Raw genomic sequence first — 23,490 nt, 5'->3', positions numbered from 1 at the left:
TTCTTTCGAAATAGGTTTATCCTGGAATAATTGAGTCCATAACAGGCCGTTCGTCTTCCTCATGGATATCCTTCCTTTCCAAGTACTGACGAAGTCTATCTTTTCCTCGGTGGATATAGGTTTTGACTCGGCTCACAGGCACTTGTAAGACTACTGAAATTTCCTTGTAGGAGAGCTCTTGATGATAACGCAAATAAAGAGCTTGCGCGTAATGTTCTGGAAGCTCATTTAATACCTTAGAAAGCATAGAAGCTTGCTCTTTTGCTAACCAAATCTCTTCTGGCCTTGGTTGCTGATCAATAAGATTTTCGTCCAAGGTCAAAGAAACCTCCCTGCTTCGTTTACGTAATAGGTCAAGGGCCTTATTGCGCGCTATGGAATATAACCATGCCCGAAACGGGTGTTCTTCGGAGTAGCGATGTAGATTTCGATAAGCCGCTATAAAGGCATCCTGTGCACAATCAAATACATCTTCATCAGTTCCTAGCATTCGCCGTAAAAAATGAATTATCGGTTCCTGATAACGTTGGACAAGGCCAGCATATTGTTCGTGATGACCTGCTAGTACTTGCCGAATGATCTCGGCATCTTCCATTGAACTCAGGCTCCAATCTCGAGTTCCGAACTCGCATTATCCTCTCACCTTTAGTACGTACGACTGCCCTTTAATGTTTCGCAGATTGTAGATCCATGCAATTCCATTTTAACCCACAACCCTTTTTCTTAGCAATCTTATTATTGAATTTGTTTTTAGACAAAAAGACAAGTTATTTTACGGGTTCGTAAAAATAACTTGTCCTTTACTTCTTAATTAATCTATGGATTAATTCTTCCGGGGAAAGACCCGCCGATAGATTGAACGTCCCTGCACTGAATCGGCTTTCAACTCCCAGATGATGAGCACCCACTAAGAAGGTTTCTTTATCTGTTATAAAACCTTGAGCCAACAACAGATCCGCGATCCGTTCTGCACTTGCCCCTTTAGGAATGACAAATTGACGATCTATCGAGGTCGCGCTTTGATTAACGGGCAGGTTAACCTCCTGAAGGGGTTGTGTTGTTTCAGAAGGCTTTACTGGAACAGTAGGGTTAAGAGGTTCTTGCTGTACGCCAGTATCCGCCTGAGAAGCCCCGGGCGCTACAGCTTGTCCGTGCAGTGGAGAGAGAACCATAATTAACATTGCACTTAAAATAAGTCCAGTTCCCAAGCCGAACCAAAAGGAACGTGTTACTTTCATCGGGTTCCTCCCTTTGATTGCATACTCAAAACCATTCTTACTGCATCTTGGCTTATAAATAAGTGCTGGGCAATTTCTGGTATACGTTGGCCATGAGCAGCAAGCTCCAATATCTCTGTAAATTTACTTGAGATACGTTCCGAGCGAGGAGCGCTATTTGAGGCTTGTGACATTGATTTTAGCTTTTCGTCAAATACTCTAACTCTAGCTATATCTCTATTCTCTTTTTGCTCTCTATTCTCTCTATTCTCTTTTTGCTCTCTATTCTCTCTATTCTCTCTTTGCTCCTGAGGAGTTATCGAATAGAGTTTTGCACTTTGTATGTGTTCGATTTCTCGTAATTCACTCTTCTTTAATTCAACCTTAACGGGTCTAATTTCTTTTGGCTCTATTCCCTCGTGCACTAGCTCTTTCGAGGCAATTTGCCGGCTCTCTAGTATTTTGGTTTCTCCCTGATATGCTAGTTTGTTAGGAACTGCTTCCTTTTGGTCATTTTCTTTAATGTCTAAGTCCTTGTGGTCAAGTACGATTTGGGTTTCTTCTATATTGGTTTGTTTTGTTTTTTGAATTTCATTTTCAAGAATATGAACCTGTTCTTGAACTCTAAAAATTTCATTCCTTAAATAAGCTAAGCCTTTTAAGGCTATCCGATTTTCCTCATTACGAGGATTCTGCCAACGCCATCCTATAAGCAAGGATATAACCCCTAAAAGTAATAATCCTAAAGGAATAATGTCCAAGTGCTCCCTCCGTTCTTTCTATAAAACATTCAAGGCCCATCTCTAAAATCGAACGTATATCCACCGGACACTATTCGCGATATAAAATAGAATTTCCTGCAAAATATAACATTTTCCTGCAAAATATCTTATTTCTTTTTTGGGCTTTGCTTATTATTTACTTAACAACATCTTATTAATTCCCTATACTTAGAATCTCCCCAAATATCTTCGAAATTACGGAGTTTTAGTTCCTTCAGATTGTTTGCTAAAATAATTAGTTAAACCCTTATAAATAGCAACAGCAAGCTGTTGCTGATACTCAGGCGTCGTCAATAACTGTTCTTCATTAAGATTGGAAAGAAAGCCGAGTTCAACCGTGACGGCTGCCTGGTTTGCCTTTTTTAAAACATAGATATCTTGATTTCCTTTGATCACTCGCTTACCTTTTGTCATATTATTCAATTCTTCTTGAATTGCTTGGGCTAGCAGCTTCCCTTCCGGAGAGTCTGAATGATAAAAAGTCTGCGCACCGGTGAGTTTTGCATCAGGAAAACTATTGGCGTGAATGCTAATATAGACTTCAGCTTGGGAATCCATAGCCAGCTGGATACGTTGTGCTAAGTCCTCTCTTTTCCGTTTTAAGAGCCCTTGTGAGCTTCCTAAGTCGCGATCATCACTGCGAACCATAATAGTTTTAGCCCCACTTTGCTGAACTAAGGCTTGTAAGCGTTTCGAAACTGCTAGAGTTATATCTTTTTCAAGTACTTTGCTTATGCCCACCGCACCTGGATCCACACCTCCATGACCAGCGTCAATCAAAACAACCCGCTCTCCTAATGCCCAGCTCCATATCTCTTTATCACTCGTACCATATTCCCTCCAACCTATGGCTAATGTCAAGATAAGTGTTAGTGCGATGCCAATAATCACCCGGCGTCGTGATAAACTCACTACGAAGATTGGTTTCATACCATTCTCCCCCCCTACTCTATTCCGTCTTACCTTATGGGGGAGACTTCATGAATATGCGTTATGCTTGTCACAAAAATGACAAATTATCATTAACATTGCCCTCAGGTGGCTTATGCATTGAAAAAAGGAAGGGATAAATCCCTTCCTTTGATTGAACAAAATAACTTGTACAAGTAGTACAGCGTAACTTAACGCTTCGAGAATTGTGGAGCCTTACGAGCTTTCTTCAAGCCGTATTTACGACGCTCTTTCATTCGTGGGTCACGAGTTAGGAAACCAGCTCTTTTAAGACTTGGACGAAGACTGATATCAGCCTTCAGTAAAGCACGAGCTATACCTAAACGTATCGCACCGGCTTGACCCGTTGTGCCACCTCCGTGAGCGAGAGCAATAACGTCATATTTAGCAAGCGTATCTGTAATGTTAAATGGTTGTTGAACAATCATTTCCAAGGTTTTCTTGCCGAAATACTCAGCTAATTCACGTTTGTTGATGATAAATTTTCCTTCACCAGGAATAAGGCGTACGCGTGCAATAGCATTTTTGCGTCGTCCTGTTGCAGCATATTGTAATTGAGTTGCCATGTTTTAACTTCCTCCTTCCTTGAATCTACTGAATTGTCCAGATTTCAGGTTGTTGAGCTTGATGGGGGTGTGATTCTCCCTTGTACACTTTTAACTTTGTGTACATCTGGGCGCCCAACTTGTTATGAGGAAGCATTCCCTTCACAGCATGTTCCATAGCTCGTTCAGGCATAATTTGCATTAATTTTTTGTAAGGAACTTCTTTTAACCCACCAGGAAATCCGGAGTGACGACGATACATTTTATCGTTCAGTTTGTTACCCGTTAACACTAATTTCTCAGCATTAATGATGATGACATGATCTCCAGTGTCAACATTAGGGGTAAATGTCGGTTTATGTTTACCTCTTAAAAGACGTGCTGCTTCAGTAGCAATACGACCCAAGGAGATTCCCTCAGCGTTAATGATATACCATTTGCGCTCTTGATCTTGCGCCTTCGCAAAAAACGTGGTCATGACTTTCCCTCCAATTTAGCAGTTTCTGTTTATTCTCACTCGCATGGGGCTCAATCATGCTAGCGGCAATGCTCGGTCATGGGGCTCAATCATAACCAAGGCATAAAAACTCATGTTTATATTCTATAAAAACTTCACCCTGTTGTCAAGTTATTTTATACAAGGTCCTTAAAAACGTCAAATGGAGATTCATCCGTGTAATTGACATGGGCAAGGGTTAAACCATGTGCCGGAGCAATTTCGCGTGCCCGGCTCCGCTCTTGACTGGCAATAATTTCAGGTATTTCCTCCGGTAGGATCCGTCCCTTACCTACATCCATAAGTGTTCCGACGATGATCCGAACCATGTGGTATAGGAAACCATCCCCCACACAAGCTATTTTTAGGAATTGATGGGCCTCTTTGACTTGACACCGATAAATCGTTCGCACAAACGTCTTACTTTCACCACCGGCCGCAGCAAAGGTTTTAAAATTATGACGACCTTCTAAGAAGCTGGCTGCCATCTGCATCTTTTCAAGATTCAATGGTACTGGGACATGGGCTGCATAGAGACGCTGAAAAACATCCGGAATTCGATGATTGTCCAGGCAATAGTCATAGCGTTTCCATCGAGCAGACCGTCGTGCACTAAAATCATCGGGTACAGAATCCGCTTGCAGTACGCGAATATCTCTTGGTAACAAACTGTTAAACGCTTTAGGAATCTTCTCATCAGGTATCCTTGCAAGTGTCATAAAATTTACGACTTGCCCAGAAGCATGAACCCCAGCATCGGTGCGCCCTGCGGTAGCAAGAGTTACCTCTTCCTCAACAAGCCTCATCCACGTTGATTCTAGGGTTCCCTGAATCGTTGGGCCATGGGTTTTCTCCTGTCTCTGAAATCCGTGATAGTTTGTTCCGTCATAAGCTAATCTCAGACGAATATTTCGCATTAATTATCTTGCCTCCGCGATCACTGAATTCTTTCTAACCTAACACCAGTAATGAGACTCCCCAAATCACGAGGACCAAAACTCCGACATAATCCTCAATAGACCGATCTTGAAGAATAAGCGGTCGATATTTTCCCGAGCAATATCCTCTGGCCGTTAGATTTTCGGCAAGTTCTTCTGCTCTTTTCAGACTTAATAGGAGTAGGGGCACAATAAGCTGCATCCCCTCGCTAACGCGTTTAAGCCACGAAGAAGGCCATTCACCTTTAAGCAGCCTCACCTTCCATAAAATAAGTGCTTCTTCAACGATGAGAGGAATAAATCTCAGCGTTAAGGTTAATAAGAGGGCGAAATCTGAAGCCTTAGGAGTAATTCTGGCGAGTGGATTAAAAAAGTACGCGATTCCTAAGCCTTGCTCAAGAGGCCTTGTGACGGCTGAATAGAGACGAGTCATACCAAAAATCAACACGACACGCCAAAGTAATTCGGCCGCCTGTATCAAACCACTCATCGACCAATGACCCTGCCAAACGGTATTGCCTTCTGACCAGACCCATCCGGCGGACAGTCCATAGAACAACCCCATCCAAACTAAGATCATCACCATCGAGCGATAAAGCCTAAGAGGGGTACGACCCAAAATCACCAGCCCTAGGAGGACAAAGGAAGTTAAGGTTAGCCCCTGCCATTTTGTCATTGTCATCAATAATGACAAGACTGCTAATCCTCCAACCTTTATTCTTGGGTCTAAACGGTGTAGGGCGCTGTTACATGGCCAGTAGAGTTCAAAGACTTTAATTTCAAGTCTCCCTCCTTTAGCAGCGGACACCAGCTGCTTGTAATTGCTCCTTATGCTCATACCAACTTTGAGCTGGACAATCTAATACCACATTTCCCTTTTCTATTAGCCAGATCCGATCAGCTTCTTGCAAAACTTCTCTCAAGTCATGGGTAACATACAAAATGGTTATATCATCCAAGGTGGAGATAATCGCTTGAATACTGGCCCGACTCGTTTGATCAAGGCCAATTAAGGGTTCGTCTAGTAAAAGAATCTCTGGCTGGGTCCGCAAGGCAGCAGCTAGGGCAACTTTTTGTCGTTCCCCTCCACTCAATCGCTCGGGTGGAACCTCTGCTAAACGTTCTGGAATTCCAAAACCTTCTAGATACGATAATCTATCTTTAGTTTTATTCTTCAAGCTTTTCTTACAATCACCATAATAAATTTCATGGTAGACACTTCGGCCAATGAGATATTCTCCGGCCTCCTGAAGTACTAAACGGGCTTTTCTGCTCAAACTATATATTGTAGACTTTAGTAAACGTTCTCCACAAACTATAAGCTGTCCTTCTGTTGACTGTATAAGTCCCACAACACTTTCTAACAGTGTCGTTTTCCCTGAACCTGATGGCCCAACGATTGCAATGAACTCACCCGCTTTAACCACTTTATTAATAAATAAGCGGGATTCAAAATTAGTCTGATTCCATTCCAGAACCGTGGATTGCCGCTCAACCGGCAAGACGGAATCGAGCGATACCTTTGAAACGGTCGTGCTAGGCATGCTCTGAGTATTGTATCGAGACCTAATTTGGTTGTCAGTATTAGTATTAGTATTAGTATTAGTATTAGTATTAGTATTAGTATTAGTATTAGTATTAGTATTAGCGTAGGTAAAGGCCTCACGTGGGTCACCCAAATCGATTTTACCTTTTTGCAAGATCAATAAGCGATCTGCTTTACTCGCTAATTCTAAATCATGGGTAATCCACAGTTGTCCTGTTTCTGGGCGAGCCTGGAATAAAAGCTCAAGAATGTTGGCTTGTGCTCGAGCATCTAACATGCTTAAGGCCTCATCTAAGATTAAAAAAGAGGGCTGCATGGCTAAGATGGCAACCGCGACAAGTCTTTGGCGTTCTCCACCGGATAGGGTTGCCGGTGACTGATCCTCTTTTCCTTCGAGACCTATTGTGGCTGCTAATTCAAGCACTTTATTCCGGATCCAGCGAGGATTCTGTCCCAGGTTCATAAGCCCAAAGCTTAATTCTTCAGCAACTGTTGCGCCAATCATTTGTCGTCTGGGATGTTGCCCAACAAGCCCTATTTCCTGCCATCGTTTAACTGTGTCCCAAGCACAGAGGGCACCATTAGCAGTAAGCTGGATTTCTCCATCCTCTGGATCTAATAACCCGGCTAAAAGCCGTGCCAAAGTCGATTTTCCTGAACCGTTAGCACCTAAGAGTGCAATGATCTCACCCTGGTGCCAGTCAAAACTTACTCCGTTTAATATATCACGATAACGGATATTCTGCACTTTGAGCACTTTCCGAGCTTTCACGAGATCACTCCTCTGCTAATAATAGCAAAGACCGGGCGTGCTTCACTACGTAAGCAACCCGGTCTTTAACAACACGCATTATACGAGTTCGATGATAACCATTGTGGCAGCATCTCCCCGACGTAAGCCGAGTCTCATGATACGTGTATAGCCGCCCTGACGGTCAGCATATTTTGGCGCGATGCTTTCAAACAACTTTGTAACAACATCTTCATCCATCAGATAAGCCATCGATAAACGACGTGCAGCCAAATCACCCTGTTTGCCGAGAGATATCATCTTCTCAGCAATAGCATTCAATTCTTTGGCACGTGCTTCGGTCGTTTGAATACGCTCATGTCTTAACAGGGAAGTGACAATGTTACGCAACATTGCCCCGCGATGACCTGTGTTTTTTCCTAACTTGCGGTAAGCCAATTACATTCCCCTCCTTTTGCACCGAATTAGTCCTCGGCAGGGCGGAACGATAAACCTAAATCCTTAAGTTTAAATTCCACTTCTTCTAAGGACTTACGACCAAGGTTACGCACTTTAATCATGTCTTCTTCCGTTTTTTGGGTCAACTCCTCAACTGAGTTAATTCCTGCTCGTTTGAGGCAGTTGTAGGAACGAACGGACAGATCAAGTTCCTCAATCGTCATTTCGAGGATTTTATCTTTGGCTTCTTCTTCCTTTTCCACCAAAACCTCAACACTATTGAGTTTATCAGTGAGTCCCATGAAAAGGCGCAGATGATCACTCAGAATTTTTGCCGCCGAACTGGTAGCTTCCTCTGGTGAAATACTGCCATTGGACCATGCTTCAAGAGTTAACTTGTCATAGTCCGTGATTTGACCAACCCGGGTATCCTCTACCGTGTAGTTGACCTTATAAATCGGGGCAAAGATAGAGTCAATAGGGATAACTCCTATGACATGATCTGGCTTCTTATTCTTGTCAGCTGGAACGTAACCACGACCGCGTTCGACTGTCATTTCCATGAATAGTCGTCCATCATTATCTAATGTGGCAATCTTCAAGTCATTGTTTAAAATCTCAATATCAGGGTCGGTTATAATATCTCCGGCCGTTACTATCCCCTGACCCTGAGATTCTATACGAATCACTTTAGGTTCGTCCGTATAGCCTTTAAGTGCGAGGGACTTTAAATTGAGAATAATATCCGTAACGTCTTCTAAAACGCCCGGAATCGTTGAGAACTCATGGAGTACCCCTTCGATTTTGACTGATGTTACCGCTGAACCCTCAAGAGAGGATAGGAGAATCCGCCTTAAGGAATTTCCTAAGGTAATCCCATAACCACGTTCAAGCGGTTCAACAATAAATTTTGCATAGGAGTTATCTTCTGAACGCTCGATACACTCGATTCTGGGCTTCTCGATTTCTAACATCGGAATGCACCTTCTTTCTCGGGAACTTGATATACAAACCATCCGACCCAAATGGGTAGAACGTCAACATTAACGGGAGTATTTCTCCACGATGAGGTGTTCTTGGATGGGCAGTTGAATATCTTCACGAGTTGGTAGCGCGACTACAGTTCCAGCAGCAGTATTGGCATCCAAGCTTAACCAACCGGGAACTGTACGAGAACCCAAGTTTTCAAGCAATTGTTTCATACGTGGTGAACTTTTACTGCCTTCTTTAACCGCAATAACTTCTCCAGAACGAACTGAGTAAGAGGCAATGTCAACTTTATGACCGTTAACGGTAAAATGGCCGTGATTAACTAGTTGACGAGCTTCTGGGCGGGATGATGCAAAACCCAAATGGAATACGACATTATCAAGTCGACGTTCCAAGAGAACCAGCAAGTTTTCACCCGTTACCCCTTTACGGCGAGCCGCCTCGTCAAAATAGCTTCGGAATTGTTTTTCCATAACACCGTATAAACGGCGTGCTTTTTGTTTCTCTCGCAATTGAAGACCATATTCCGTGGGCTTCTTTGCTCGGGCTTGGCCGTGTTGGCCAGGGGCGTAAGCACGACGGTCGATCGCGCACTTACCAGTATAACAACGTTCTCCTTTAAGGAATAACTTCATTCCTTCACGACGACATAAGCGACAGACTGGTCCAGTATATCTAGCCATGATTACACACCTCCTATACCCTTCTGCGTTTCGGTGGCCGACAGCCATTGTGTGGAATCGGTGTCACGTCTTTAATGAGATTAACTTCCAAACCAGCTGCTTGAAGCGCGCGAATTGCGGCCTCTCGTCCTGCTCCAGGTCCTTTTACGTAGCATTCAACATCTTTTAAGCCATGTTCCATCGCAACTTTAGCACAAGTCTCTGCAGCCATTTGTGCTGCAAAAGGAGTGCTTTTGCGTGACCCTTTAAAACCTAGGGAACCCGCACTGGACCAGGAGAGTGCATTCCCACTGGTATCCGTAATGGTCACCATGGTATTGTTGAAAGTAGACTTAATATGCGCAATTCCACTTTCAATATTCTTTCGTTCCCGGCGTTTTGTCCGGACAACTTTACGTGCCATCTCGGTTATCCCCCCTTTTTACTTTTTACGTTTTGCTCCAACAGTCTTAGCCGGACCCTTACGAGTACGGGCATTGGTTTTCGTACGTTGACCCCGTACAGGAAGTCCACGACGATGGCGTAAGCCACGATAAGAACCAATTTCCATAAGACGTTTAATATTGAGGGAAACTTCGCGACGCAAGTCGCCTTCAATTTTGAACTCTTTATCAATAACTTCCCGTAGTTTGCTGACCTCGTCTTCCGACAGGTCACGCACTCGGACATCTGGACTTACGCCTGATTTGGCGAGAATCTTATGTGAGGTGGGTAGCCCAATCCCGAATATATAGGTTAGGGCAATCTCTAACCGTTTCTCGCGCGGTAAGTCAACACCAGCGATACGTGCCATCTAAAATTTACACCTCCAACTATTAGTTCTGTATCAATATAAAATCGGTGCATTGAAGCATTAACTTCAATCAGCCGCGCAACCGAAACTTTTTAGCCTTGTCTTTGCTTGTGTTTCGGATTTTCACAAATGATCATGACTATACCATGGCGACGAATAATTTTACATTTTTCACAGATCTTTTTAACAGAAGGCTTTACTTTCACTGTAATCCCTCCCTTTGGTACTTACTTAAACCTGTATGTGATTCGTCCTCGAGATAGGTCATAGGGAGAAAGCTCCACGGTGACTCGATCTCCTGGGAGAATCCTGATAAAATTCATACGTATCTTTCCTGAGACATGTGCCAAAACCTTGTGTCCATTCGCTAACTCAACTTGGAACATGGCATTGGGCAGTGGCTCCAAGACCTTACCTTCTACTTCAATAACATCTTCTTTTGACATGCTTAACATCCCTCCTCTGACATCCTATGCCTCGAACCTACAATCGAGTCAGAATTTCTGGGCCATTTTCCGTAATCGCAACCGTGTGTTCGAAATGGGCCGATGGCAGGTTATCTTTGGTAACCACGGTCCAGCGATCCTTTAGCGTCTGCACTTCATGCGTACCCATGTTCACCATGGGCTCAATAGCCAAGGCCATACCAACCTCGAGTCGTGGTCCCCGGCCGGGCTTGCCAAAATTCGGGATCTGGGGATCCTCATGCATGGCCCTACCAATTCCGTGTCCTACATAGTCTCGCACGACTGAAAACTTATTCGCCTCAACGTGCTTTTGGACCGCATGAGAGACGTCGTAGAGGCGATTACCTAGTCTCGCCTGTGCAATTCCCATCATCAGCGATTCTTCAGTCACTTTCAAGAGTCTTTGGATTTCTTCATCGACTTCTCCAATGATTAAAGTTATAGCCGAATCTCCAAAAAAGCCCTCTATGTGCGCTCCACAATCTATACTGATAATATCTCCAGAATCTAAGTTCCTTAAACTGGGTATTCCGTGAACAACTTGTTCATTGACAGAGGTACATAGTGTTGCTGGAAAACCATTGTATCCTTTGAATGCTGGAATGGCCCCCTGTGACCGGATATACTTTTCAGCTATGCGATCCAATTCAAGAGTGGTAACGCCTGGCTTAGCATGCTCACGCACTAACTCAAGTGTTTCAGCGACGATTCGCCCAGCCTTACGCATCAGTTCTAGTTGACTCGCATTCTTTAGCTCAATCATTCTGATTAGCCCAAGGCTTTCATGATATCCGCAAAAACCTTATCAATCGGTTGATCCCCATTGATGCGCTTAAGCAAACCTTGTTCTTGATAGAAGTTAATCAAAGGTTCCGTCTGCGAATTGTAAACGTTTAAACGATTCTGCGCAGTTTCTACGTTGTCATCTGTTCGCTGATAGAGTTCTCCCCCACACTGACCACAAACCCCTTCTTGTTCGGGTTTGTTAAAGACCATGTGATACGAGGATCCACACTTACGGCAAATACGACGACCGGTCAAGCGTGGTATTAACACCGCTTCGTCGACTTCAATGTTGATCACACCATCCAGAGCCATGCCAAGTTTGTCTAATATTGAGGCTAAGGCACTCCCCTGTGCTAGAGTCCGTGGAAATCCATCAAGCAGAAATCCTTCGGCACAATCGGGTTGCGCTAAACGCTCTGCGACAATTCCAATCGTCACTTCATCAGGAACTAATCCCCCTGCATCCATAAACGATTTGGCTTTTAACCCTAGTGCAGTACCCTCTTTAATAGCTGCTCTAAACATGTCACCTGTAGAAATATGAGGAAAATTGAAGCGCTCAACTAGTGGATTAGCTTGTGTACCTTTACCAGCTCCTGGGCCACCCATTAAGATTATTTTCATCTCTCTGCCTCCTCTATTTCATAAATCCTTGATAATGCCTCGACATAAGTTGGGATTCAATCTGTTTCATCGTCTCGAGCGCAACCCCAACTACGATCAGAAGGGAAGTTCCACCAAAATAGATGTTCTTGAGTCCAGTGAGTCCGATAACTAGTGTCGGTAGGACTGCGATCAAAGCTAGAAATAAACCACCTGCTAGTGTGATACGGTTTAATACTTTAGATAAATATTCTGCCGTAGGTCGCCCAGGTCGAAGGCCAGGAATAAATCCTCCATACTTCTTTAAGTTTTCGGCTACGTCAATTGGGTTAAACGTAATCGCCGTATAGAAGTAGGTGAAAAATAAAATGAGCGCACCGTAGAGCAACAAATAAGGGATGGAAGTGATACTACCATTCATGCTAAACCAAGTGGTGACGAATCTTGAAAATCCAGACGTCGGGATCCATGATGCAATCGTTTGCGGAAACGCCAGTAGCGAAATAGCAAAGATGACAGGGATAACTCCGGCTTGGTTTACTTTAAGTGGGATGTGACTACTTTGTCCTCCATACACTCGGCGACCGACCACTCTCTTAGCATACTGAACTGATACTCGGCGTTGGCCTTCTTGTACATAGATAACGCCGGCAGTAATGAATGCCACGATGATAATCAATCCGATAATGGAAAAGGCATTGATTTCCCCAACTCTCAGCATGCTCCATAAAGATGAGATAGCACCTGGGACACGTGAAACGATTCCTGCAAAGATAATCAGCGATATTCCGTTTCCGATACCCTTTTCCGTAATCGCCTCTCCTACCCACATTAAAAATGCAGTTCCAGCTGTCAAAACGAGTGCTACTAAAAGATAGACTGGCCATTTCATAGCTGGACTGGGAATATTCAAGGCAGTACGTATCCCGAAGGTTAGTCCAAACGCTTGAACAAATCCCAAGATAACGGTGCTGTATCGCGTATATTGCGTAATCTTTTTGCGACCATAGTCACCCTCTTTAGCAAGTCGCTCAAGAGATGGCACGACAATCGTCAGGAGCTGAAGAATGATGGAAGCTGTAATATAAGGAGTAATACTTAACGCAAATACCGTCAGTCTTTTAAAGGAACCGCCCGAGAGTGTATCCATGAAATTCAACATCGAACCAGAACCAAACATTTCCTTTAGAACTTCATGATTGATAAAGGGAATTGGAATATGTGCTCCAATACGAAAGATCAGGAACATCAGTAGGGTGTAACCGATTTTTTTCCTGAGATCCGCAACATTCCATGCATTCTTCAGGGAATCGACAATCATCCTATTCCACCTCTACTTTTCCACCCGCCGCAACTATTTTTTCTGCCGCTGCTGGGCTGACTTTGTCAATTTTGACGGTCAGTGCTTTGGTCAATTCCCCTGTTGCTAGAATCTTCACGCCATCTTTGATGGCCTTAATGAGGCCACTTTCGAAGAGACTTTCGATGGTCACTTCGGCGCCGTCCTCAAAACGGTTCAAATCTCTAACATTGATGGCAATGATTTCTTTTCTAGAAATATTACTAAAACCGCGCTTTGGCATCCTGCGAAACAGTGGGTTTTGTCCACCCTCAAAACCTGGACGGACGCCGCCGCCTGCACGCGAGTTTTGCCCTTTGTGTCCTTTACCGGCAGTTTTTCCGTGTCCGGATCCAACTCCACGGCCCAAACGCTTAGGTGCATGTGTTGATCCTTCAGCAGGCTTAAGTTCATGCAGTTTCATGCTTGCCCACACCTCCTTCTATTGAGCTAGTGTTTCTACCGTTACCAAGTGCATGCATTTATGAATCATTCCTAGAATTCCAGGACTGTCTTCATGAACTGCACTTGATCCGACTTTACCTAAGCCAAGTGCTTGTAACACTTTGTGTTGTGATTTAGAATAACCGATCGGACTCTTTGTCAGTGTCACTTTAACTTTCATGACCGACCCTCCTTAACCTAGAACTTCTGCTACGGTCTTACCCCGGAGTTTGGCAATCTCCTCTGGACGCTTGAGTGATTTTAATGCCGCCATTGTCGCATTGACCATATTGTGAGCATTTGCTGAACCCAAAGACTTTGTCAGGATATCATGGACTCCAGCAACTTCAAGTACTGCACGAACAGCACCACCAGCGATAACTCCAGTCCCTTTTGAAGCAGGTTTTAACAACACTTGTCCTGCACCAAAGATTCCAAGAATGGGGTGAGTAATCGTAGTTCCGTGCATTGGTATACTAACCATATTCTTCTTTGCATCTTCAACGCCTTTGCGAATTGCTTCAGGCACTTCCCCTGCTTTACCTAGTCCGGCTCCGACACGACCTTGGCCGTCTCCTACAACCACGAGTGCACTAAAGCTAAAACGGCGTCCACCCTTAACAACTTTAGCAACACGGGCAATATGAACAACTTTTTCGTTCATGTCCGACTTATTTGCTTCGAATTTCGCCAATTTGATTTTTCCCTCCTTTACCAAAGCTTAGAAGCTAAGTCCTGCTTCTCGTGCTGATTCTGCCAATGCTGAGATTCGACCATGATAGATATTTCCCCCACGATCGAACACGACTTGAGTGATTCCTTTTTCAAGGGCTTTTTTCGCAACTAATTCGCCGACCTTTTGAGCGCCGGCAGTATTTCCACCCGAAATATCCGCAGCTTTGAACTCTGGATCAAGGGAAGAAGCAGCTACAAGTGTCACACCGAGCTCATCATTGATTACTTGAGCGTAGATATGATTCAAGCTTCGAAAAACCGCCAAACGAGGACGTCCAGCAACTCCGGTAACATTCTTGCGGATGCTCTTATGCTTTTTAATGCGAAGAGCCTTTCGATCTATGCGCTTAATCAAAGGGAACTCATTCCTTTCACGATTGGCAAGAGATTTGGCCCTTGCCTAGTTTAATTTACTTCTTACCGCCTTTTTTGCCCCCGGTTTTACCAACTTTACGACGCACGACTTCACCTTCGTACTTAATTCCTTTACCTTTGTAAGGCTCAGGCTCTCGCTCAGAACGTACTACCGCTGCAAAGGCACCCACCAGTTCTTTATCCATTCCTTTAATTAAAATCTTATTCGGCGCAGGAACTTCAAAGTCAATTCCCTCAAAAGGGACTAGTTCAACTGGGTGTGATTTACCGACGGTTAAAACCAGTTTGTTTCCTTGTTTTGAAGCACGGTATCCAACCCCTACCATATCAAGACCCTTGGTGAATCCGTTCGTAACGCCCTCTACCATATTGGCAATCAGCGTACGGGTCAATCCATGTAAGGAGCGACTCAGTGGTTCATCATTGGGTCTGGTCACGATAATTTGGTCGTTCTCAACCACAATGTTCATTAATGAATGCAATTCTCTCGTTAAAGAGCCTTTCGGACCTTTAACAGTGACGACGTTTTCCACTATTTTGAAGTCCACTCCACTGGGAATCCCAATGGGGCGCTTGCCAATTCTGGACATTCACTGCACCTCCGTTGCGATAATTACCAAATGTAGGAGATCACTTCTCCGCCTAGGCCTTCTTTTCGAGCCTTTTTATCCGTCATAATTCCCTTTGACGTCGAAATAATTGCAATTCCGAGTCCTCCAAGAACCTTCGGTATTTCATCTTTTTTCGCATAAACGCGGAGTCCCGGACGGCTAATCCGTTTAAGTCCGGTGATAACGCGTTCGCGGTTTGGACCGTATTTCAAATACATCCGAATCACGCCTTGCTTATCGTCGGCAATGAATTCTACATCTTTGATGTACCCTTCTGATTTGAGCAACTCAGCAAGCTCTTTCTTAACGCGAGATGCTGGTACCTCAACTTTATCATGGTAAACCATTCCCGCGTTGCGAATACGTGTTAAAAAATCTGCAATCGGATCTGACATTGACACTTCAGTCGTCCCCCTTCCTTACAATGTTTTACCAACTGGCCTTCGTGATTCCAGGAAGTTCCCCTTTGTGAGCCAACTCCCGGAAGCAAATCCGGCATATTCCGAATTTCCGCATGTAAGCATGGGGACGTCCACAAAGCTTGCATCGGTTATGCGAACGCACTGCGAATTTTTGTCCACGGTTTTGGCGGACAACCATTGATGTCTTAGCCACGTTCTCGAACCTCCTTTTCTCTAATCACGGTACGGCATTCCGAATCCGCGAAGCAACTCACGTGCTTCCTCGTCCGTCTTAGCCGTTGTTACGAAGACTACATCCATTCCACGTAGCTTGTCGATCTTGTCATACTCCATTTCTGGGAAGATCAACTGCTCTTTAATTCCTAGCGTATAATTTCCACGTCCATCAAACGCTTTCCCTGATATACCGCGGAAGTCACGAACACGTGGCAGAGCCACATTTAAAAGTCGATCCATAAATTCATACATCCGTTGTCCGCGCAGAGTCACTTTGCAGCCAATCGGCATCCCTTCGCGAAGTTTGAAGGTTGAAATCGATTTCTTTGCTCGTGTGACAATCGGCTTCTGTCCAGCAATCTTCATCATGTCTCCAACTGCAGAATCGATCGCTTTGGAGTTTGAAACCGCTTCGCCAACTCCCATGTTAATCACGATTTTATCCACTTTGGGGATTTGCATGACATTTTTATAAGCAAACTTCTGCTGTAAAGCAGGAGCAATTTCGTTGAGATACTTATCTTTTAGACGAGCCACTGAGGTCCCTCCTTTCGCAATTAGTGTTTATCCGGGAGATTCACACCGCAATGCTTACAGATGCGAACTTTACCGTTATCGGTCATTTTAAAACTAACACGTGTCACAGATTTACAATCTTGACAATATAACATAACGTTTGAGCTGGCCATCGGAGCCTCTTTGGAAACAATGCCGCCTTGAGGCATGGATTGAGAGGGTTTCGTATGACGTTTAACCATATTTGCCTTTTCAACCACTACGCGACCCTTTTTAAGAATTACGTCGATAATTTTGCCTTTTTTTCCAGCATCCTTACCGCTAATAACCATGACATAGTCGCCTTTTTTAACGTGTATATTTGCAGTTGGTACCTTATGCTTTGTAGCAGCCACTTTCTTCACCTCCACCTATCAGGGTGTCTTAGATAACTTCCGGTGCCAGGGAAATAATTTTCATATAATTATCGCGAAGCTCGCGTGCAACTGGTCCGAAGATACGGGTGCCACGAGGGCTTTTATCGTCTTTAATGAGGACAGCAGCGTTTTCGCTAAACCGGATATAAGAACCGTCTGTGCGACGAATCTCTTTCCTCGTTCTCACGATTACAGCTTTCACAACTTCCCCTTTTTTGACAACGCCCCCTGGCGTTGCTTGCTTAACTGAAGCAACGATAATATCGCCAATCGTAGCATAGCGGCGCATTGAACCGCCGAGCACACGAATACACATCAATTCTTTAGCGCCCGAGTTGTCACCAACTCTAACCCTAGTTTGTACCTGGATCATTCCCATTGACCCCCTTCCGAACTAATATAAACCTTTTAGAGAGCAACTGATCTCTCAGTGATCTCGACTACGCGCCAGCACTTATCCTTACTCAAGAGGCGAGTTTCCATGATCGAGACGGTATCCCCGATACGGGCATCGTTGTTCTCGTCATGAGCCTTATAATTTTTCGTACGTGTGATCGCCTTTTTATAAACTGGGTGACGTTCAGTAATCTCAACAGATACGACAACTGTTTTATTCATCTTATCGCTGATTACTTTGCCTGATCGAACCTTACGCTGGGCTCTTTCCACGTTAAAATGCCTCCTTTCCCTATTTAGGCACGTTCAATCTTTAACTCGCGTTCGCGAAGTATCGTCTTGCCACGAGCAATTCCTTTGCGGACTTCTCTGATTCGCATTGGGTTATCAAGTTGACCCGTTGCCAATTGGAAACGCAAATTAAACAATTCAGTCTTAAAGTCATCGATTTCCTTTAGTACTTCGTCATTGGTTAGATCTCGGAAATCCTTAGTCTTCACTTGCGTCACCTCCTTCTTGATCTGCACGGGTAACGAACTTACATTTAATTGGGAGCTTATGCATTGCTAAACGAAGAGCCTCACGTGCTTGTTCTTCTGTTACACCGTTCAGTTCAAACATCACACGGCCCGGTTTAACGACTGCAACCCAATATTCAGGTGAACCTTTACCACTACCCATACGTGTTTCAGCAGGTTTTGCAGTAATAGGCTTATCCGGGAAAATTTTGATCCAAACTTGACCACCCCGTTTAATAAAACGAGTCATTGCGATACGGGCAGCCTCTATTTGACGGTTCGTAATCCAAGCACTTTCTAAAGCTACGAGACCAAACTCACCAAAAGTAATGGTGTTACCTCGTGTAGCTTTACCAGATAACCGACCACGATGTTGTTTCCGATGTTTCACTCTGGCTGGGACTAGCATTTAGTTTCCTCCTTCCACCTGAGCGACGACCTTCTTGGCGGGAAGAACCTCACCTTTATAAATCCAAACCTTGATGCCAATTTTACCATACGTGGTATTTGCTTCTGCAAATCCGTAGTCAATATCAGCACGTAGTGTATGAAGGGGTACTTTTCCTTCATGATACCATTCGGTTCGGGCAATTTCAGCTCCAGCCAATCGACCGCTGCATTGAATTTTTATGCCTTGTGCGCCCGTTCTCATTGTTCGTCCGACGGTTTGTTTCATAGCCCGACGGAACGACACGCGTTTTTCAAGTTGTAGTGCAATATTTTCGGCTACCAGTGTAGCATCCATTTCTGGTTTCTTGATCTCTACAATATTTACAGCGACTTGCTTGCCGGTGATGGCTTCAAGCTGCTTACGCAAGTTTTCAACTTCCGTGCCACCGCGACCAATTACAATACCTGGTTTCGCAGCATGAACTGAGACTTTGACACGACTCGCTGCTCGCTCAATTTCCACTTTTGGGCATCCAGCTTGCTTGAGTTTATTTTTTACAAATGCACGGATCTTCAGATCTTCATGTAGAAGCTCCATGTAGTTCTTGTCAGCATACCATCGGCTTTCCCAGTCCCGGATAATTCCGACGCGGAGGCCTTTGGGATTTACCTTTTGACCCACTGTTTAGCCCTCCTTCTTCTCGCCCACAACCACAGTAATGTGACTCGTCCGTTTCCGGATTTGGTCAGCACGTCCCATAGCTCGAGGCTTGATGCGTTTTAGAGTCGGTCCCTGATCCACACAAATTTCAGTAATAATCAATTCATCAACATTCATGTTATAGTTGTGTCCTGCATTTGCGACTGCAGACTTCAGCACCTTCACCACATCATCCGTGGATCCATTAGGAGTAAACTGAAGAATAGCGAACGCATCACTGACCTTTTTGCCGCGAATCAGATTGACCACTTGGCGCACCTTGCGAGGAGAGATACGTACATATTTCGCCATTGCTTTTGCTTGCATGTGCCTTAACCTCCTCTCGAATTAACGTAAGCCGCTGGATTTTTCGCTGCCAGCATGGCCCTTATAGGTGCGAGTAGGCGAAAATTCCCCAAGTTTGTGCCCGACCATGTCTTCGGTAACATAAACCGGAACATGTTTTCGTCCATCGTGAACCGCAATGGTGAGTCCGACCATTTGCGGGAAAATTGTTGAGCGTCTGGACCACGTCTTAATGACGCGCTTTTCACCGGATTCGTTCATCGCTTCTACGCGTTCTAGTAAACGAGGTTCGACGAAAGGTCCTTTTTTAAGAGATCTACTCATTTATGGGCCTCCTTTCGACTACTTACTGCGCCGTTTCACAATAAAGCGATTCGACGGATTCTTCTTCTTCCGTGTTTTAGCTCCCAAGGCTGGTTTGCCCCAAGGAGTGCACGGGTTACGGCCAATCGAGTTACGGCCTTCTCCACCACCATGTGGATGATCGACTGGGTTCATGACCGAGCCACGAACCGTCGGGCGAATCCCCAACCATCGTGATCTTCCAGCTTTACCAATGTTAATGTTCTCATGATCTAAGTTACCAACTTGGCCGATAGTCGCTCGACACTCGATTCGAATCATCCGCATTTCACCTGATGGTAATCTTAAGGTGGCATAGGAACCTTCTTTAGCCATCAGTTGCGCGGAACCCCCAGCTGAACGAACCATTTGAGCCCCTTTGCCAGGCTTCATTTCAATGTTGTGTAACAGTGTACCTACCGGAATATTCTGAAGTGGTAGATTGTTACCGACTTTGATGTCTGCATCCGGGCCGGAAACAATCACTTGATCGACCTGCAGTCCATTCGGTGCTAAGATATATGCTTTAAAGCCATCTCGGTAGAATAACAACGCAATATTCGCAGAACGATTCGGATCATATTCGATACTCGCAACTCGAGCTGGAATTCCATCTTTATTACGCTTAAAGTCAATAACCCGGAACATCCGTTTGTGCCCGCCACCTTGATGACGTACACTCAGACGACCATCGTTATTTCGTCCAGCCTTATTCGTCAGTGGCTTGACCAAAGAACGTTCAGGTTCAGTTCTGGTGATTTCTTCAAAGGTCGAAACAGTCATATTACGACGACTTGGAGATGTCGGTTTAAACGTTTTTATAGCCATGAATTTTCATTTTCCTCCTTTGCTTCAAGCTGCTTACAGTCCTGCAAAATTATCGATCTTATCTCCAGCTTTAAGCGTGGCAATCGCTTTTTTACGGTTAGAAGTCTTACCAGCAAACTTGCCGACCCTCTTCATTTTGCCTTTAACGCTTAAGGTACGGACGTCTACAACGGATACCTTAAACATTTTTTCTACCGCAGCTTTGATTTCGATTTTGTTCGCAGCTGGATTTACCCAGAAGGTGTATTTATTTTCTTCAACAAGTCCTACAGACTTCTCTGAGATTACTGGACTTTTGAGGACATCACGTGCGTCGCGCATTACGCAAACACCTCCTCTGTTTTAGTGACTGCTGCTTTGGTCATCACAAGAATATCATGATTAAGAAGGTCTACGACATTCATTCCAGCAACATCGGTTGCCTTCACCCCTTCAAGATTACGGGTTGATCTTAGCACTGCATCGTCCATATCATCCATCACGATCATTGCTTTCTTATCAACATGAAGTGCTTTTAGCACCTTTACAGCCTCACGAGTTTTGGCTTCACCCAAACTCAGTACATCCAGGACAATCAGCTGTTGCTCCATAACTTTCGAAGAGAGTGCCGAGTGCAAAGCCAATCGGCGAACTTTTTTAGGTAATTTGAAGCCATATTTGCGTGGTTTAGGAGCAAAGATCACACCGCCACCTCTCCACAATGGAGAGCGAGTGCTACCAGATCGAGCACGACCCGTTCCTTTTTGACGCCATGGTTTGCGTCCACCTCCGCGAACTTCGCCTCGTAACAACGCAGACTGGGTTCCCCGTCTTGCCCCGGCTAGTTGCGATACGACCGCCGAGTGAAGAACGTGGATATTGGGTTGAATTCCAAATATGCTATCGTTGAGTTCGATTTCTCCAACTGCCTCGCCTTGCATATTTAACACTTGAACTTTCGGCATTGCTTATTCCTCCTTTCTCAGTATTACTTCGCCTTGACAGAAGGCTTCAGAATGAGCAACGACTTATTCGCTCCAGGGACAGCCCCTTTGATTAAGATCAGGTTTTTATCCACATCAATCCGGATTACCTCCAGATTTTGTACAGTAACACGTTCGCCACCCATACGTCCCGGCAGCTCACGACCTCTAAATACCCGAGCTGGCCCTTTCGCGCCAAGGGAACCTGTTCGCCTATGATACTTTGAACCATGCGCCATGGGTCCGCGACTTCCGTTGTGACGTTTAATCATTCCTGCAAAGCCTTTTCCTTTTGAAGTTCCGACAACATCCAACTTGTCGCCGACTGCAAACAAGTCCACTTTAACTTCTTGCCCGACTTCATAGTTTTCGACATCAGCAACTTTGAATTCACGAACGTAACGCATCGGCTTTAGCGAAGCCTTTTGGAAGTGCCCTTTGCGCGGCTTATTGCTTAGGCTTTCCCGAAGCATGGAGAAGCCAACTTGGATAGCGTTGTAGCCATCCGTTGCAACCGTTTTCTTTTGCACTACCGGGCATGGTCCCGCTTCAACGACAGTCACAGGAACTACACGTCCCTCGGTTGTAAAAACTTGAGTCATACCAATTTTTTTACCTAATATTCCTTTGGACACGAATGCCACCTCCTAAACGCTTTGAAGTGCGCCGGTTTGACCGGAGCACGAGAGCGCTTTTTATTATTTTATCGCTAAACCCTCGGCAACTACTCCACGCTACCGGGTGTTTCGCACGACAAACATAACTATAGTATATCACAGACCTTACTATTTAGCTACTTCTAATATATGGACACTAGAGTTTAATTTCAATATCTACACCAGCGGGTAGATCAAGGCGCATTAAGGCATCCACTGTTTTTGGCGTAGGTTCCAAGATGTCAATTAAGCGTTTATGAGTGCGCATCTCAAACTGTTCGCGTGAATCTTTATTGACATGTGGGGAACGCAAAATGGTATAAATGCTTTTCTCAGTCGGGAGAGGAATCGGTCCACTAACCTGAGCTCCCGTTCGTTTTGCAGTTTCAACAATGCGTTCTGCTGATTGGTCGAGAGTCTTGTGATCAAATGCTTTTAGTCGGATTCTAATCTTTTGGCTCATTAGTTACTTACCTCCTCATAATTCCCGTTATACGGGTTGCAAAGCGTAAAAATTCCCTGATTCAAGCGGAGTCACTTAGTCAGCAACCTTTTACGCCGTATCAAAAATTAAATGCATAGGCCAGATGAGAGGACTGCGCTCAAATATCCAAGCGGGCTCTCATCCGACCTTTGCCTCATAGAGAAAGTCGTTCTTCCTCTGTGAAAATCTCCAAAGTTTCAATTAGCTGAAAATCTTAGCAACGATGCCTGAACCAACCGTACGACCACCCTCACGGATAGCGAAACGAAGTCCTTCTTCCATAGCGATTGGAGTGATAAGTTCAACTTCAATCGTCACGCGGTCTCCCGGCATAACCATTTCAGTACCTTCTGGAAGCGTGATGACACCAGTTACGTCCGTCGTGCGGAAGTAGAATTGAGGACGATAGTTATGGAAGAACGGAGTATGACGTCCACCTTCTTCTTTATTCAAAACGTATACCTCACCGGAGAATTTGGTGTGAGGCTTAATAGAGCCTGCCTTGGCCAATACTTGTCCGCGCTCAATATCTTTACGCTCAACTCCACGAAGTAGCGCTCCAATGTTGTCTCCAGCTTGAGCTGAATCAAGGAGTTTACGGAACATTTCAACGCCTGTTACGACAGTCTTGCGAGCAGTGTCAGTCAAACCAACGATTTCGACTTCGTCACCGACTTTAACTCTTCCGCGGTCAACACGACCTGTAGCCACAGTTCCACGTCCAGTAATTGTGAAGACATCCTCGACAGGCATTAAGAAAGGCTTGTCTGTGTCACGCTCTGGGGTTGGGATATAGGAATCAACAGCATCCATTAGATTCCAAATCTTACCACACCATTCGCACTCAC

The 23,490-nt window shown here is 44.7% G+C and carries 41 protein-coding genes; all 41 read right to left on the bottom strand.

The window, feature by feature from the left end; translation table 11 throughout:
- Positions 1-16 precede the first annotated feature (16 nt).
- Entirely contained in the window at positions 17-595 is a 579-nt protein-coding gene (locus tag UF75_RS12170; protein WP_045574865.1) for a sigma-70 family RNA polymerase sigma factor, read from the bottom strand.
- A gap of 205 nt (positions 596-800) precedes the next feature.
- Positions 801-1,238 carry an endolytic transglycosylase MltG gene (locus UF75_RS12165; RefSeq protein WP_045574864.1) on the bottom strand — a complete coding sequence of 146 codons (438 nt, stop codon included), beginning with the start codon at positions 1,236-1,238 and terminating at the stop codon, positions 801-803.
- Positions 1,235-1,978, bottom strand: coding sequence for a hypothetical protein (locus UF75_RS26255; RefSeq protein WP_052693193.1), 744 nt, complete (start codon positions 1,976-1,978; stop codon positions 1,235-1,237). The genes UF75_RS12165 and UF75_RS26255 overlap by 4 nt, the downstream gene beginning before the upstream one ends.
- Positions 1,979-2,194: 216 nt before the next feature.
- Positions 2,195-2,929: an N-acetylmuramoyl-L-alanine amidase gene (locus UF75_RS12155; protein ID WP_045574863.1), complete on the bottom strand. Its 735-nt coding sequence runs from the start codon at positions 2,927-2,929 to the stop codon at positions 2,195-2,197.
- Between the two features lie 191 nt (positions 2,930-3,120).
- Entirely contained in the window at positions 3,121-3,516 is a 396-nt protein-coding gene (gene rpsI / locus UF75_RS12150) for a 30S ribosomal protein S9 (protein ID WP_045574862.1), read from the bottom strand.
- 25 nt (positions 3,517-3,541) lie between these two features.
- Positions 3,542-3,973: a 50S ribosomal protein L13 gene (rplM, locus tag UF75_RS12145; protein ID WP_045574861.1), complete on the bottom strand. Its 432-nt coding sequence runs from the start codon at positions 3,971-3,973 to the stop codon at positions 3,542-3,544.
- Between the two features lie 155 nt (positions 3,974-4,128).
- A complete protein-coding gene (gene truA, locus UF75_RS12140; protein ID WP_045574860.1) occupies positions 4,129-4,908 on the bottom strand; it encodes a tRNA pseudouridine(38-40) synthase TruA in 780 nt (259 codons plus the stop codon).
- Between the two features lie 34 nt (positions 4,909-4,942).
- Positions 4,943-5,737, bottom strand: coding sequence for an energy-coupling factor transporter transmembrane component T (locus UF75_RS12135; RefSeq protein WP_242860213.1), 795 nt, complete (start codon positions 5,735-5,737; stop codon positions 4,943-4,945).
- Positions 5,724-7,247: an ATP-binding cassette domain-containing protein gene (locus UF75_RS12130; RefSeq protein ID WP_045574859.1), complete on the bottom strand. Its 1,524-nt coding sequence runs from the start codon at positions 7,245-7,247 to the stop codon at positions 5,724-5,726. Before UF75_RS12130 ends, UF75_RS12135 begins: the two co-directional genes overlap by 14 nt.
- Positions 7,248-7,325: 78 nt before the next feature.
- On the bottom strand, positions 7,326-7,664 hold the full coding sequence (rplQ, locus tag UF75_RS12125) for a 50S ribosomal protein L17 (protein WP_045574858.1): 339 nt from the start codon (positions 7,662-7,664) through the stop codon (positions 7,326-7,328).
- A gap of 26 nt (positions 7,665-7,690) precedes the next feature.
- Positions 7,691-8,638, bottom strand: coding sequence for a DNA-directed RNA polymerase subunit alpha (locus UF75_RS12120; RefSeq protein ID WP_045574857.1), 948 nt, complete (start codon positions 8,636-8,638; stop codon positions 7,691-7,693).
- Between the two features lie 69 nt (positions 8,639-8,707).
- Positions 8,708-9,337 carry a 30S ribosomal protein S4 gene (gene rpsD / locus UF75_RS12115; RefSeq protein WP_045574856.1) on the bottom strand — a complete coding sequence of 210 codons (630 nt, stop codon included), beginning with the start codon at positions 9,335-9,337 and terminating at the stop codon, positions 8,708-8,710.
- 13 nt (positions 9,338-9,350) lie between these two features.
- Entirely contained in the window at positions 9,351-9,740 is a 390-nt protein-coding gene (gene rpsK, locus UF75_RS12110; RefSeq protein ID WP_007778485.1) for a 30S ribosomal protein S11, read from the bottom strand.
- Between the two features lie 18 nt (positions 9,741-9,758).
- Positions 9,759-10,130, bottom strand: coding sequence for a 30S ribosomal protein S13 (rpsM, locus tag UF75_RS12105; RefSeq protein ID WP_045574855.1), 372 nt, complete (start codon positions 10,128-10,130; stop codon positions 9,759-9,761).
- A 92-nt stretch (positions 10,131-10,222) separates the two neighbouring features.
- Positions 10,223-10,336 (bottom strand): 50S ribosomal protein L36, encoded by a 114-nt coding sequence (gene rpmJ, locus UF75_RS12100; RefSeq protein WP_034145750.1) that lies wholly within the window; start codon positions 10,334-10,336, stop codon positions 10,223-10,225.
- 21 nt (positions 10,337-10,357) lie between these two features.
- On the bottom strand, positions 10,358-10,576 hold the full coding sequence (infA, locus tag UF75_RS12095; RefSeq protein WP_007778476.1) for a translation initiation factor IF-1: 219 nt from the start codon (positions 10,574-10,576) through the stop codon (positions 10,358-10,360).
- Between the two features lie 37 nt (positions 10,577-10,613).
- Entirely contained in the window at positions 10,614-11,360 is a 747-nt protein-coding gene (map, locus tag UF75_RS12090; RefSeq protein ID WP_045574854.1) for a type I methionyl aminopeptidase, read from the bottom strand.
- A 5-nt stretch (positions 11,361-11,365) separates the two neighbouring features.
- On the bottom strand, positions 11,366-12,007 hold the full coding sequence (locus tag UF75_RS12085) for an adenylate kinase (protein ID WP_045574853.1): 642 nt from the start codon (positions 12,005-12,007) through the stop codon (positions 11,366-11,368).
- A gap of 13 nt (positions 12,008-12,020) precedes the next feature.
- Positions 12,021-13,307: a preprotein translocase subunit SecY gene (secY, locus tag UF75_RS12080; RefSeq protein ID WP_045574852.1), complete on the bottom strand. Its 1,287-nt coding sequence runs from the start codon at positions 13,305-13,307 to the stop codon at positions 12,021-12,023.
- Position 13,308: 1 nt separating this feature from the next.
- On the bottom strand, positions 13,309-13,749 hold the full coding sequence (gene rplO, locus UF75_RS12075) for a 50S ribosomal protein L15 (RefSeq protein WP_045574851.1): 441 nt from the start codon (positions 13,747-13,749) through the stop codon (positions 13,309-13,311).
- 18 nt (positions 13,750-13,767) lie between these two features.
- Entirely contained in the window at positions 13,768-13,950 is a 183-nt protein-coding gene (rpmD, locus tag UF75_RS12070; protein ID WP_045574850.1) for a 50S ribosomal protein L30, read from the bottom strand.
- Between the two features lie 12 nt (positions 13,951-13,962).
- Positions 13,963-14,463 carry a 30S ribosomal protein S5 gene (rpsE, locus tag UF75_RS12065; protein ID WP_082075115.1) on the bottom strand — a complete coding sequence of 167 codons (501 nt, stop codon included), beginning with the start codon at positions 14,461-14,463 and terminating at the stop codon, positions 13,963-13,965.
- A 27-nt stretch (positions 14,464-14,490) separates the two neighbouring features.
- The gene (gene rplR, locus UF75_RS12060; protein WP_045574849.1) at positions 14,491-14,859 is read right to left on the bottom strand and encodes a 50S ribosomal protein L18; all 369 of its coding nucleotides are present in this window, start codon (positions 14,857-14,859) and stop codon (positions 14,491-14,493) included.
- A 55-nt stretch (positions 14,860-14,914) separates the two neighbouring features.
- Positions 14,915-15,469 carry a 50S ribosomal protein L6 gene (gene rplF, locus UF75_RS12055; RefSeq protein ID WP_045574848.1) on the bottom strand — a complete coding sequence of 185 codons (555 nt, stop codon included), beginning with the start codon at positions 15,467-15,469 and terminating at the stop codon, positions 14,915-14,917.
- Between the two features lie 23 nt (positions 15,470-15,492).
- Complete coding sequence (rpsH, locus tag UF75_RS12050; RefSeq protein WP_045574847.1) at positions 15,493-15,891, bottom strand: 30S ribosomal protein S8; 399 nt, start codon at positions 15,889-15,891, stop codon at positions 15,493-15,495.
- Between the two features lie 28 nt (positions 15,892-15,919).
- Entirely contained in the window at positions 15,920-16,105 is a 186-nt protein-coding gene (locus tag UF75_RS12045) for a type Z 30S ribosomal protein S14 (RefSeq protein WP_045574846.1), read from the bottom strand.
- Positions 16,106-16,125: 20 nt separating this feature from the next.
- Positions 16,126-16,665 (bottom strand): 50S ribosomal protein L5, encoded by a 540-nt coding sequence (rplE, locus tag UF75_RS12040; RefSeq protein ID WP_045574845.1) that lies wholly within the window; start codon positions 16,663-16,665, stop codon positions 16,126-16,128.
- Between the two features lie 20 nt (positions 16,666-16,685).
- Entirely contained in the window at positions 16,686-17,039 is a 354-nt protein-coding gene (gene rplX / locus UF75_RS12035; RefSeq protein ID WP_045574844.1) for a 50S ribosomal protein L24, read from the bottom strand.
- A gap of 28 nt (positions 17,040-17,067) precedes the next feature.
- Complete coding sequence (gene rplN, locus UF75_RS12030) at positions 17,068-17,433, bottom strand: 50S ribosomal protein L14 (RefSeq protein ID WP_045574843.1); 366 nt, start codon at positions 17,431-17,433, stop codon at positions 17,068-17,070.
- A 35-nt stretch (positions 17,434-17,468) separates the two neighbouring features.
- Entirely contained in the window at positions 17,469-17,729 is a 261-nt protein-coding gene (gene rpsQ / locus UF75_RS12025; protein WP_082075114.1) for a 30S ribosomal protein S17, read from the bottom strand.
- Between the two features lie 23 nt (positions 17,730-17,752).
- Positions 17,753-17,956 carry a 50S ribosomal protein L29 gene (gene rpmC, locus UF75_RS12020; protein ID WP_045574842.1) on the bottom strand — a complete coding sequence of 68 codons (204 nt, stop codon included), beginning with the start codon at positions 17,954-17,956 and terminating at the stop codon, positions 17,753-17,755.
- Positions 17,946-18,383, bottom strand: coding sequence for a 50S ribosomal protein L16 (rplP, locus tag UF75_RS12015; RefSeq protein WP_045574841.1), 438 nt, complete (start codon positions 18,381-18,383; stop codon positions 17,946-17,948). Before rplP ends, rpmC begins: the two co-directional genes overlap by 11 nt.
- Positions 18,384-19,046, bottom strand: a complete 663-nt coding sequence (gene rpsC / locus UF75_RS12010; protein ID WP_009617592.1) for a 30S ribosomal protein S3 — start codon at positions 19,044-19,046, stop codon at positions 18,384-18,386.
- A 3-nt stretch (positions 19,047-19,049) separates the two neighbouring features.
- Positions 19,050-19,391, bottom strand: a complete 342-nt coding sequence (gene rplV, locus UF75_RS12005) for a 50S ribosomal protein L22 (RefSeq protein WP_045574840.1) — start codon at positions 19,389-19,391, stop codon at positions 19,050-19,052.
- A 21-nt stretch (positions 19,392-19,412) separates the two neighbouring features.
- On the bottom strand, positions 19,413-19,694 hold the full coding sequence (rpsS, locus tag UF75_RS12000; protein ID WP_034145769.1) for a 30S ribosomal protein S19: 282 nt from the start codon (positions 19,692-19,694) through the stop codon (positions 19,413-19,415).
- Positions 19,695-19,712: 18 nt separating this feature from the next.
- A complete protein-coding gene (gene rplB / locus UF75_RS11995) occupies positions 19,713-20,540 on the bottom strand; it encodes a 50S ribosomal protein L2 (RefSeq protein WP_045574839.1) in 828 nt (275 codons plus the stop codon).
- Positions 20,541-20,573: 33 nt separating this feature from the next.
- Positions 20,574-20,861 carry a 50S ribosomal protein L23 gene (gene rplW, locus UF75_RS11990; RefSeq protein WP_045574838.1) on the bottom strand — a complete coding sequence of 96 codons (288 nt, stop codon included), beginning with the start codon at positions 20,859-20,861 and terminating at the stop codon, positions 20,574-20,576.
- A complete protein-coding gene (gene rplD / locus UF75_RS11985; RefSeq protein ID WP_045574837.1) occupies positions 20,861-21,484 on the bottom strand; it encodes a 50S ribosomal protein L4 in 624 nt (207 codons plus the stop codon). The genes rplW and rplD overlap by 1 nt, the downstream gene beginning before the upstream one ends.
- A gap of 23 nt (positions 21,485-21,507) precedes the next feature.
- Positions 21,508-22,137, bottom strand: a complete 630-nt coding sequence (gene rplC, locus UF75_RS11980) for a 50S ribosomal protein L3 (RefSeq protein WP_045574836.1) — start codon at positions 22,135-22,137, stop codon at positions 21,508-21,510.
- Between the two features lie 178 nt (positions 22,138-22,315).
- Positions 22,316-22,621 (bottom strand): 30S ribosomal protein S10, encoded by a 306-nt coding sequence (rpsJ, locus tag UF75_RS11975; protein ID WP_007778414.1) that lies wholly within the window; start codon positions 22,619-22,621, stop codon positions 22,316-22,318.
- A gap of 222 nt (positions 22,622-22,843) precedes the next feature.
- Positions 22,844-23,490 (bottom strand): EF-Tu/IF-2/RF-3 family GTPase (locus UF75_RS11970; protein ID WP_045574835.1); only part of this gene is annotated, 647 nt, incomplete at its 5' end.

The sequence above is a fragment of the Desulfosporosinus sp. I2 genome (assembly GCF_000960765.1).
Classification (GTDB): Bacteria; Bacillota; Desulfitobacteriia; order Desulfitobacteriales; family Desulfitobacteriaceae; genus Desulfosporosinus.
This window is presented reverse-complemented; position numbering and strand designations above follow the sequence as displayed.

Coding starts and splice junctions, on each gene's coding strand:
- UF75_RS12165 (WP_045574864.1), bottom strand. CDS start 1,238: ATGAAAGTAACACGTTCCTTTTGGTTCGGCTTGGGAACTGGACTTATT.
- rplP (WP_045574841.1), bottom strand. CDS start 18,383: ATGCTAGTCCCAGCCAGAGTGAAACATCGGAAACAACATCGTGGTCGG.
- rplV (WP_045574840.1), bottom strand. CDS start 19,391: ATGCAAGCAAAAGCAATGGCGAAATATGTACGTATCTCTCCTCGCAAG.
- rpmD (WP_045574850.1), bottom strand. CDS start 13,950: ATGAAAGTTAAAGTGACACTGACAAAGAGTCCGATCGGTTATTCTAAA.
- truA (WP_045574860.1), bottom strand. CDS start 4,908: ATGCGAAATATTCGTCTGAGATTAGCTTATGACGGAACAAACTATCAC.
- rpsM (WP_045574855.1), bottom strand. CDS start 10,130: ATGGCACGTATCGCTGGTGTTGACTTACCGCGCGAGAAACGGTTAGAG.
- rplW (WP_045574838.1), bottom strand. CDS start 20,861: ATGCGCGACGCACGTGATGTCCTCAAAAGTCCAGTAATCTCAGAGAAG.
- rpsD (WP_045574856.1), bottom strand. CDS start 9,337: ATGGCTAGATATACTGGACCAGTCTGTCGCTTATGTCGTCGTGAAGGA.
- UF75_RS12120 (WP_045574857.1), bottom strand. CDS start 8,638: ATGTTAGAAATCGAGAAGCCCAGAATCGAGTGTATCGAGCGTTCAGAA.
- UF75_RS12155 (WP_045574863.1), bottom strand. CDS start 2,929: ATGAAACCAATCTTCGTAGTGAGTTTATCACGACGCCGGGTGATTATT.
- UF75_RS12085 (WP_045574853.1), bottom strand. CDS start 12,007: ATGAAAATAATCTTAATGGGTGGCCCAGGAGCTGGTAAAGGTACACAA.
- UF75_RS12170 (WP_045574865.1), bottom strand. CDS start 595: ATGGAAGATGCCGAGATCATTCGGCAAGTACTAGCAGGTCATCACGAA.
- rpsK (WP_007778485.1), bottom strand. CDS start 9,740: ATGGCACGTAAAGTTGTCCGGACAAAACGCCGGGAACGAAAGAATATT.
- rpsJ (WP_007778414.1), bottom strand. CDS start 22,621: ATGAGCCAAAAGATTAGAATCCGACTAAAAGCATTTGATCACAAGACT.
- rplO (WP_045574851.1), bottom strand. CDS start 13,749: ATGAAACTGCATGAACTTAAGCCTGCTGAAGGATCAACACATGCACCT.
- map (WP_045574854.1), bottom strand. CDS start 11,360: ATGATTGAGCTAAAGAATGCGAGTCAACTAGAACTGATGCGTAAGGCT.
- secY (WP_045574852.1), bottom strand. CDS start 13,307: ATGATTGTCGATTCCCTGAAGAATGCATGGAATGTTGCGGATCTCAGG.
- rplN (WP_045574843.1), bottom strand. CDS start 17,433: ATGATCCAGGTACAAACTAGGGTTAGAGTTGGTGACAACTCGGGCGCT.
- rplM (WP_045574861.1), bottom strand. CDS start 3,973: ATGACCACGTTTTTTGCGAAGGCGCAAGATCAAGAGCGCAAATGGTAT.
- infA (WP_007778476.1), bottom strand. CDS start 10,576: ATGTCAAAAGAAGATGTTATTGAAGTAGAAGGTAAGGTCTTGGAGCCA.
- rplD (WP_045574837.1), bottom strand. CDS start 21,484: ATGCCGAAAGTTCAAGTGTTAAATATGCAAGGCGAGGCAGTTGGAGAA.
- rpsS (WP_034145769.1), bottom strand. CDS start 19,694: ATGAGTAGATCTCTTAAAAAAGGACCTTTCGTCGAACCTCGTTTACTA.
- rpsI (WP_045574862.1), bottom strand. CDS start 3,516: ATGGCAACTCAATTACAATATGCTGCAACAGGACGACGCAAAAATGCT.
- rplB (WP_045574839.1), bottom strand. CDS start 20,540: ATGGCTATAAAAACGTTTAAACCGACATCTCCAAGTCGTCGTAATATG.
- rplF (WP_045574848.1), bottom strand. CDS start 15,469: ATGTCCAGAATTGGCAAGCGCCCCATTGGGATTCCCAGTGGAGTGGAC.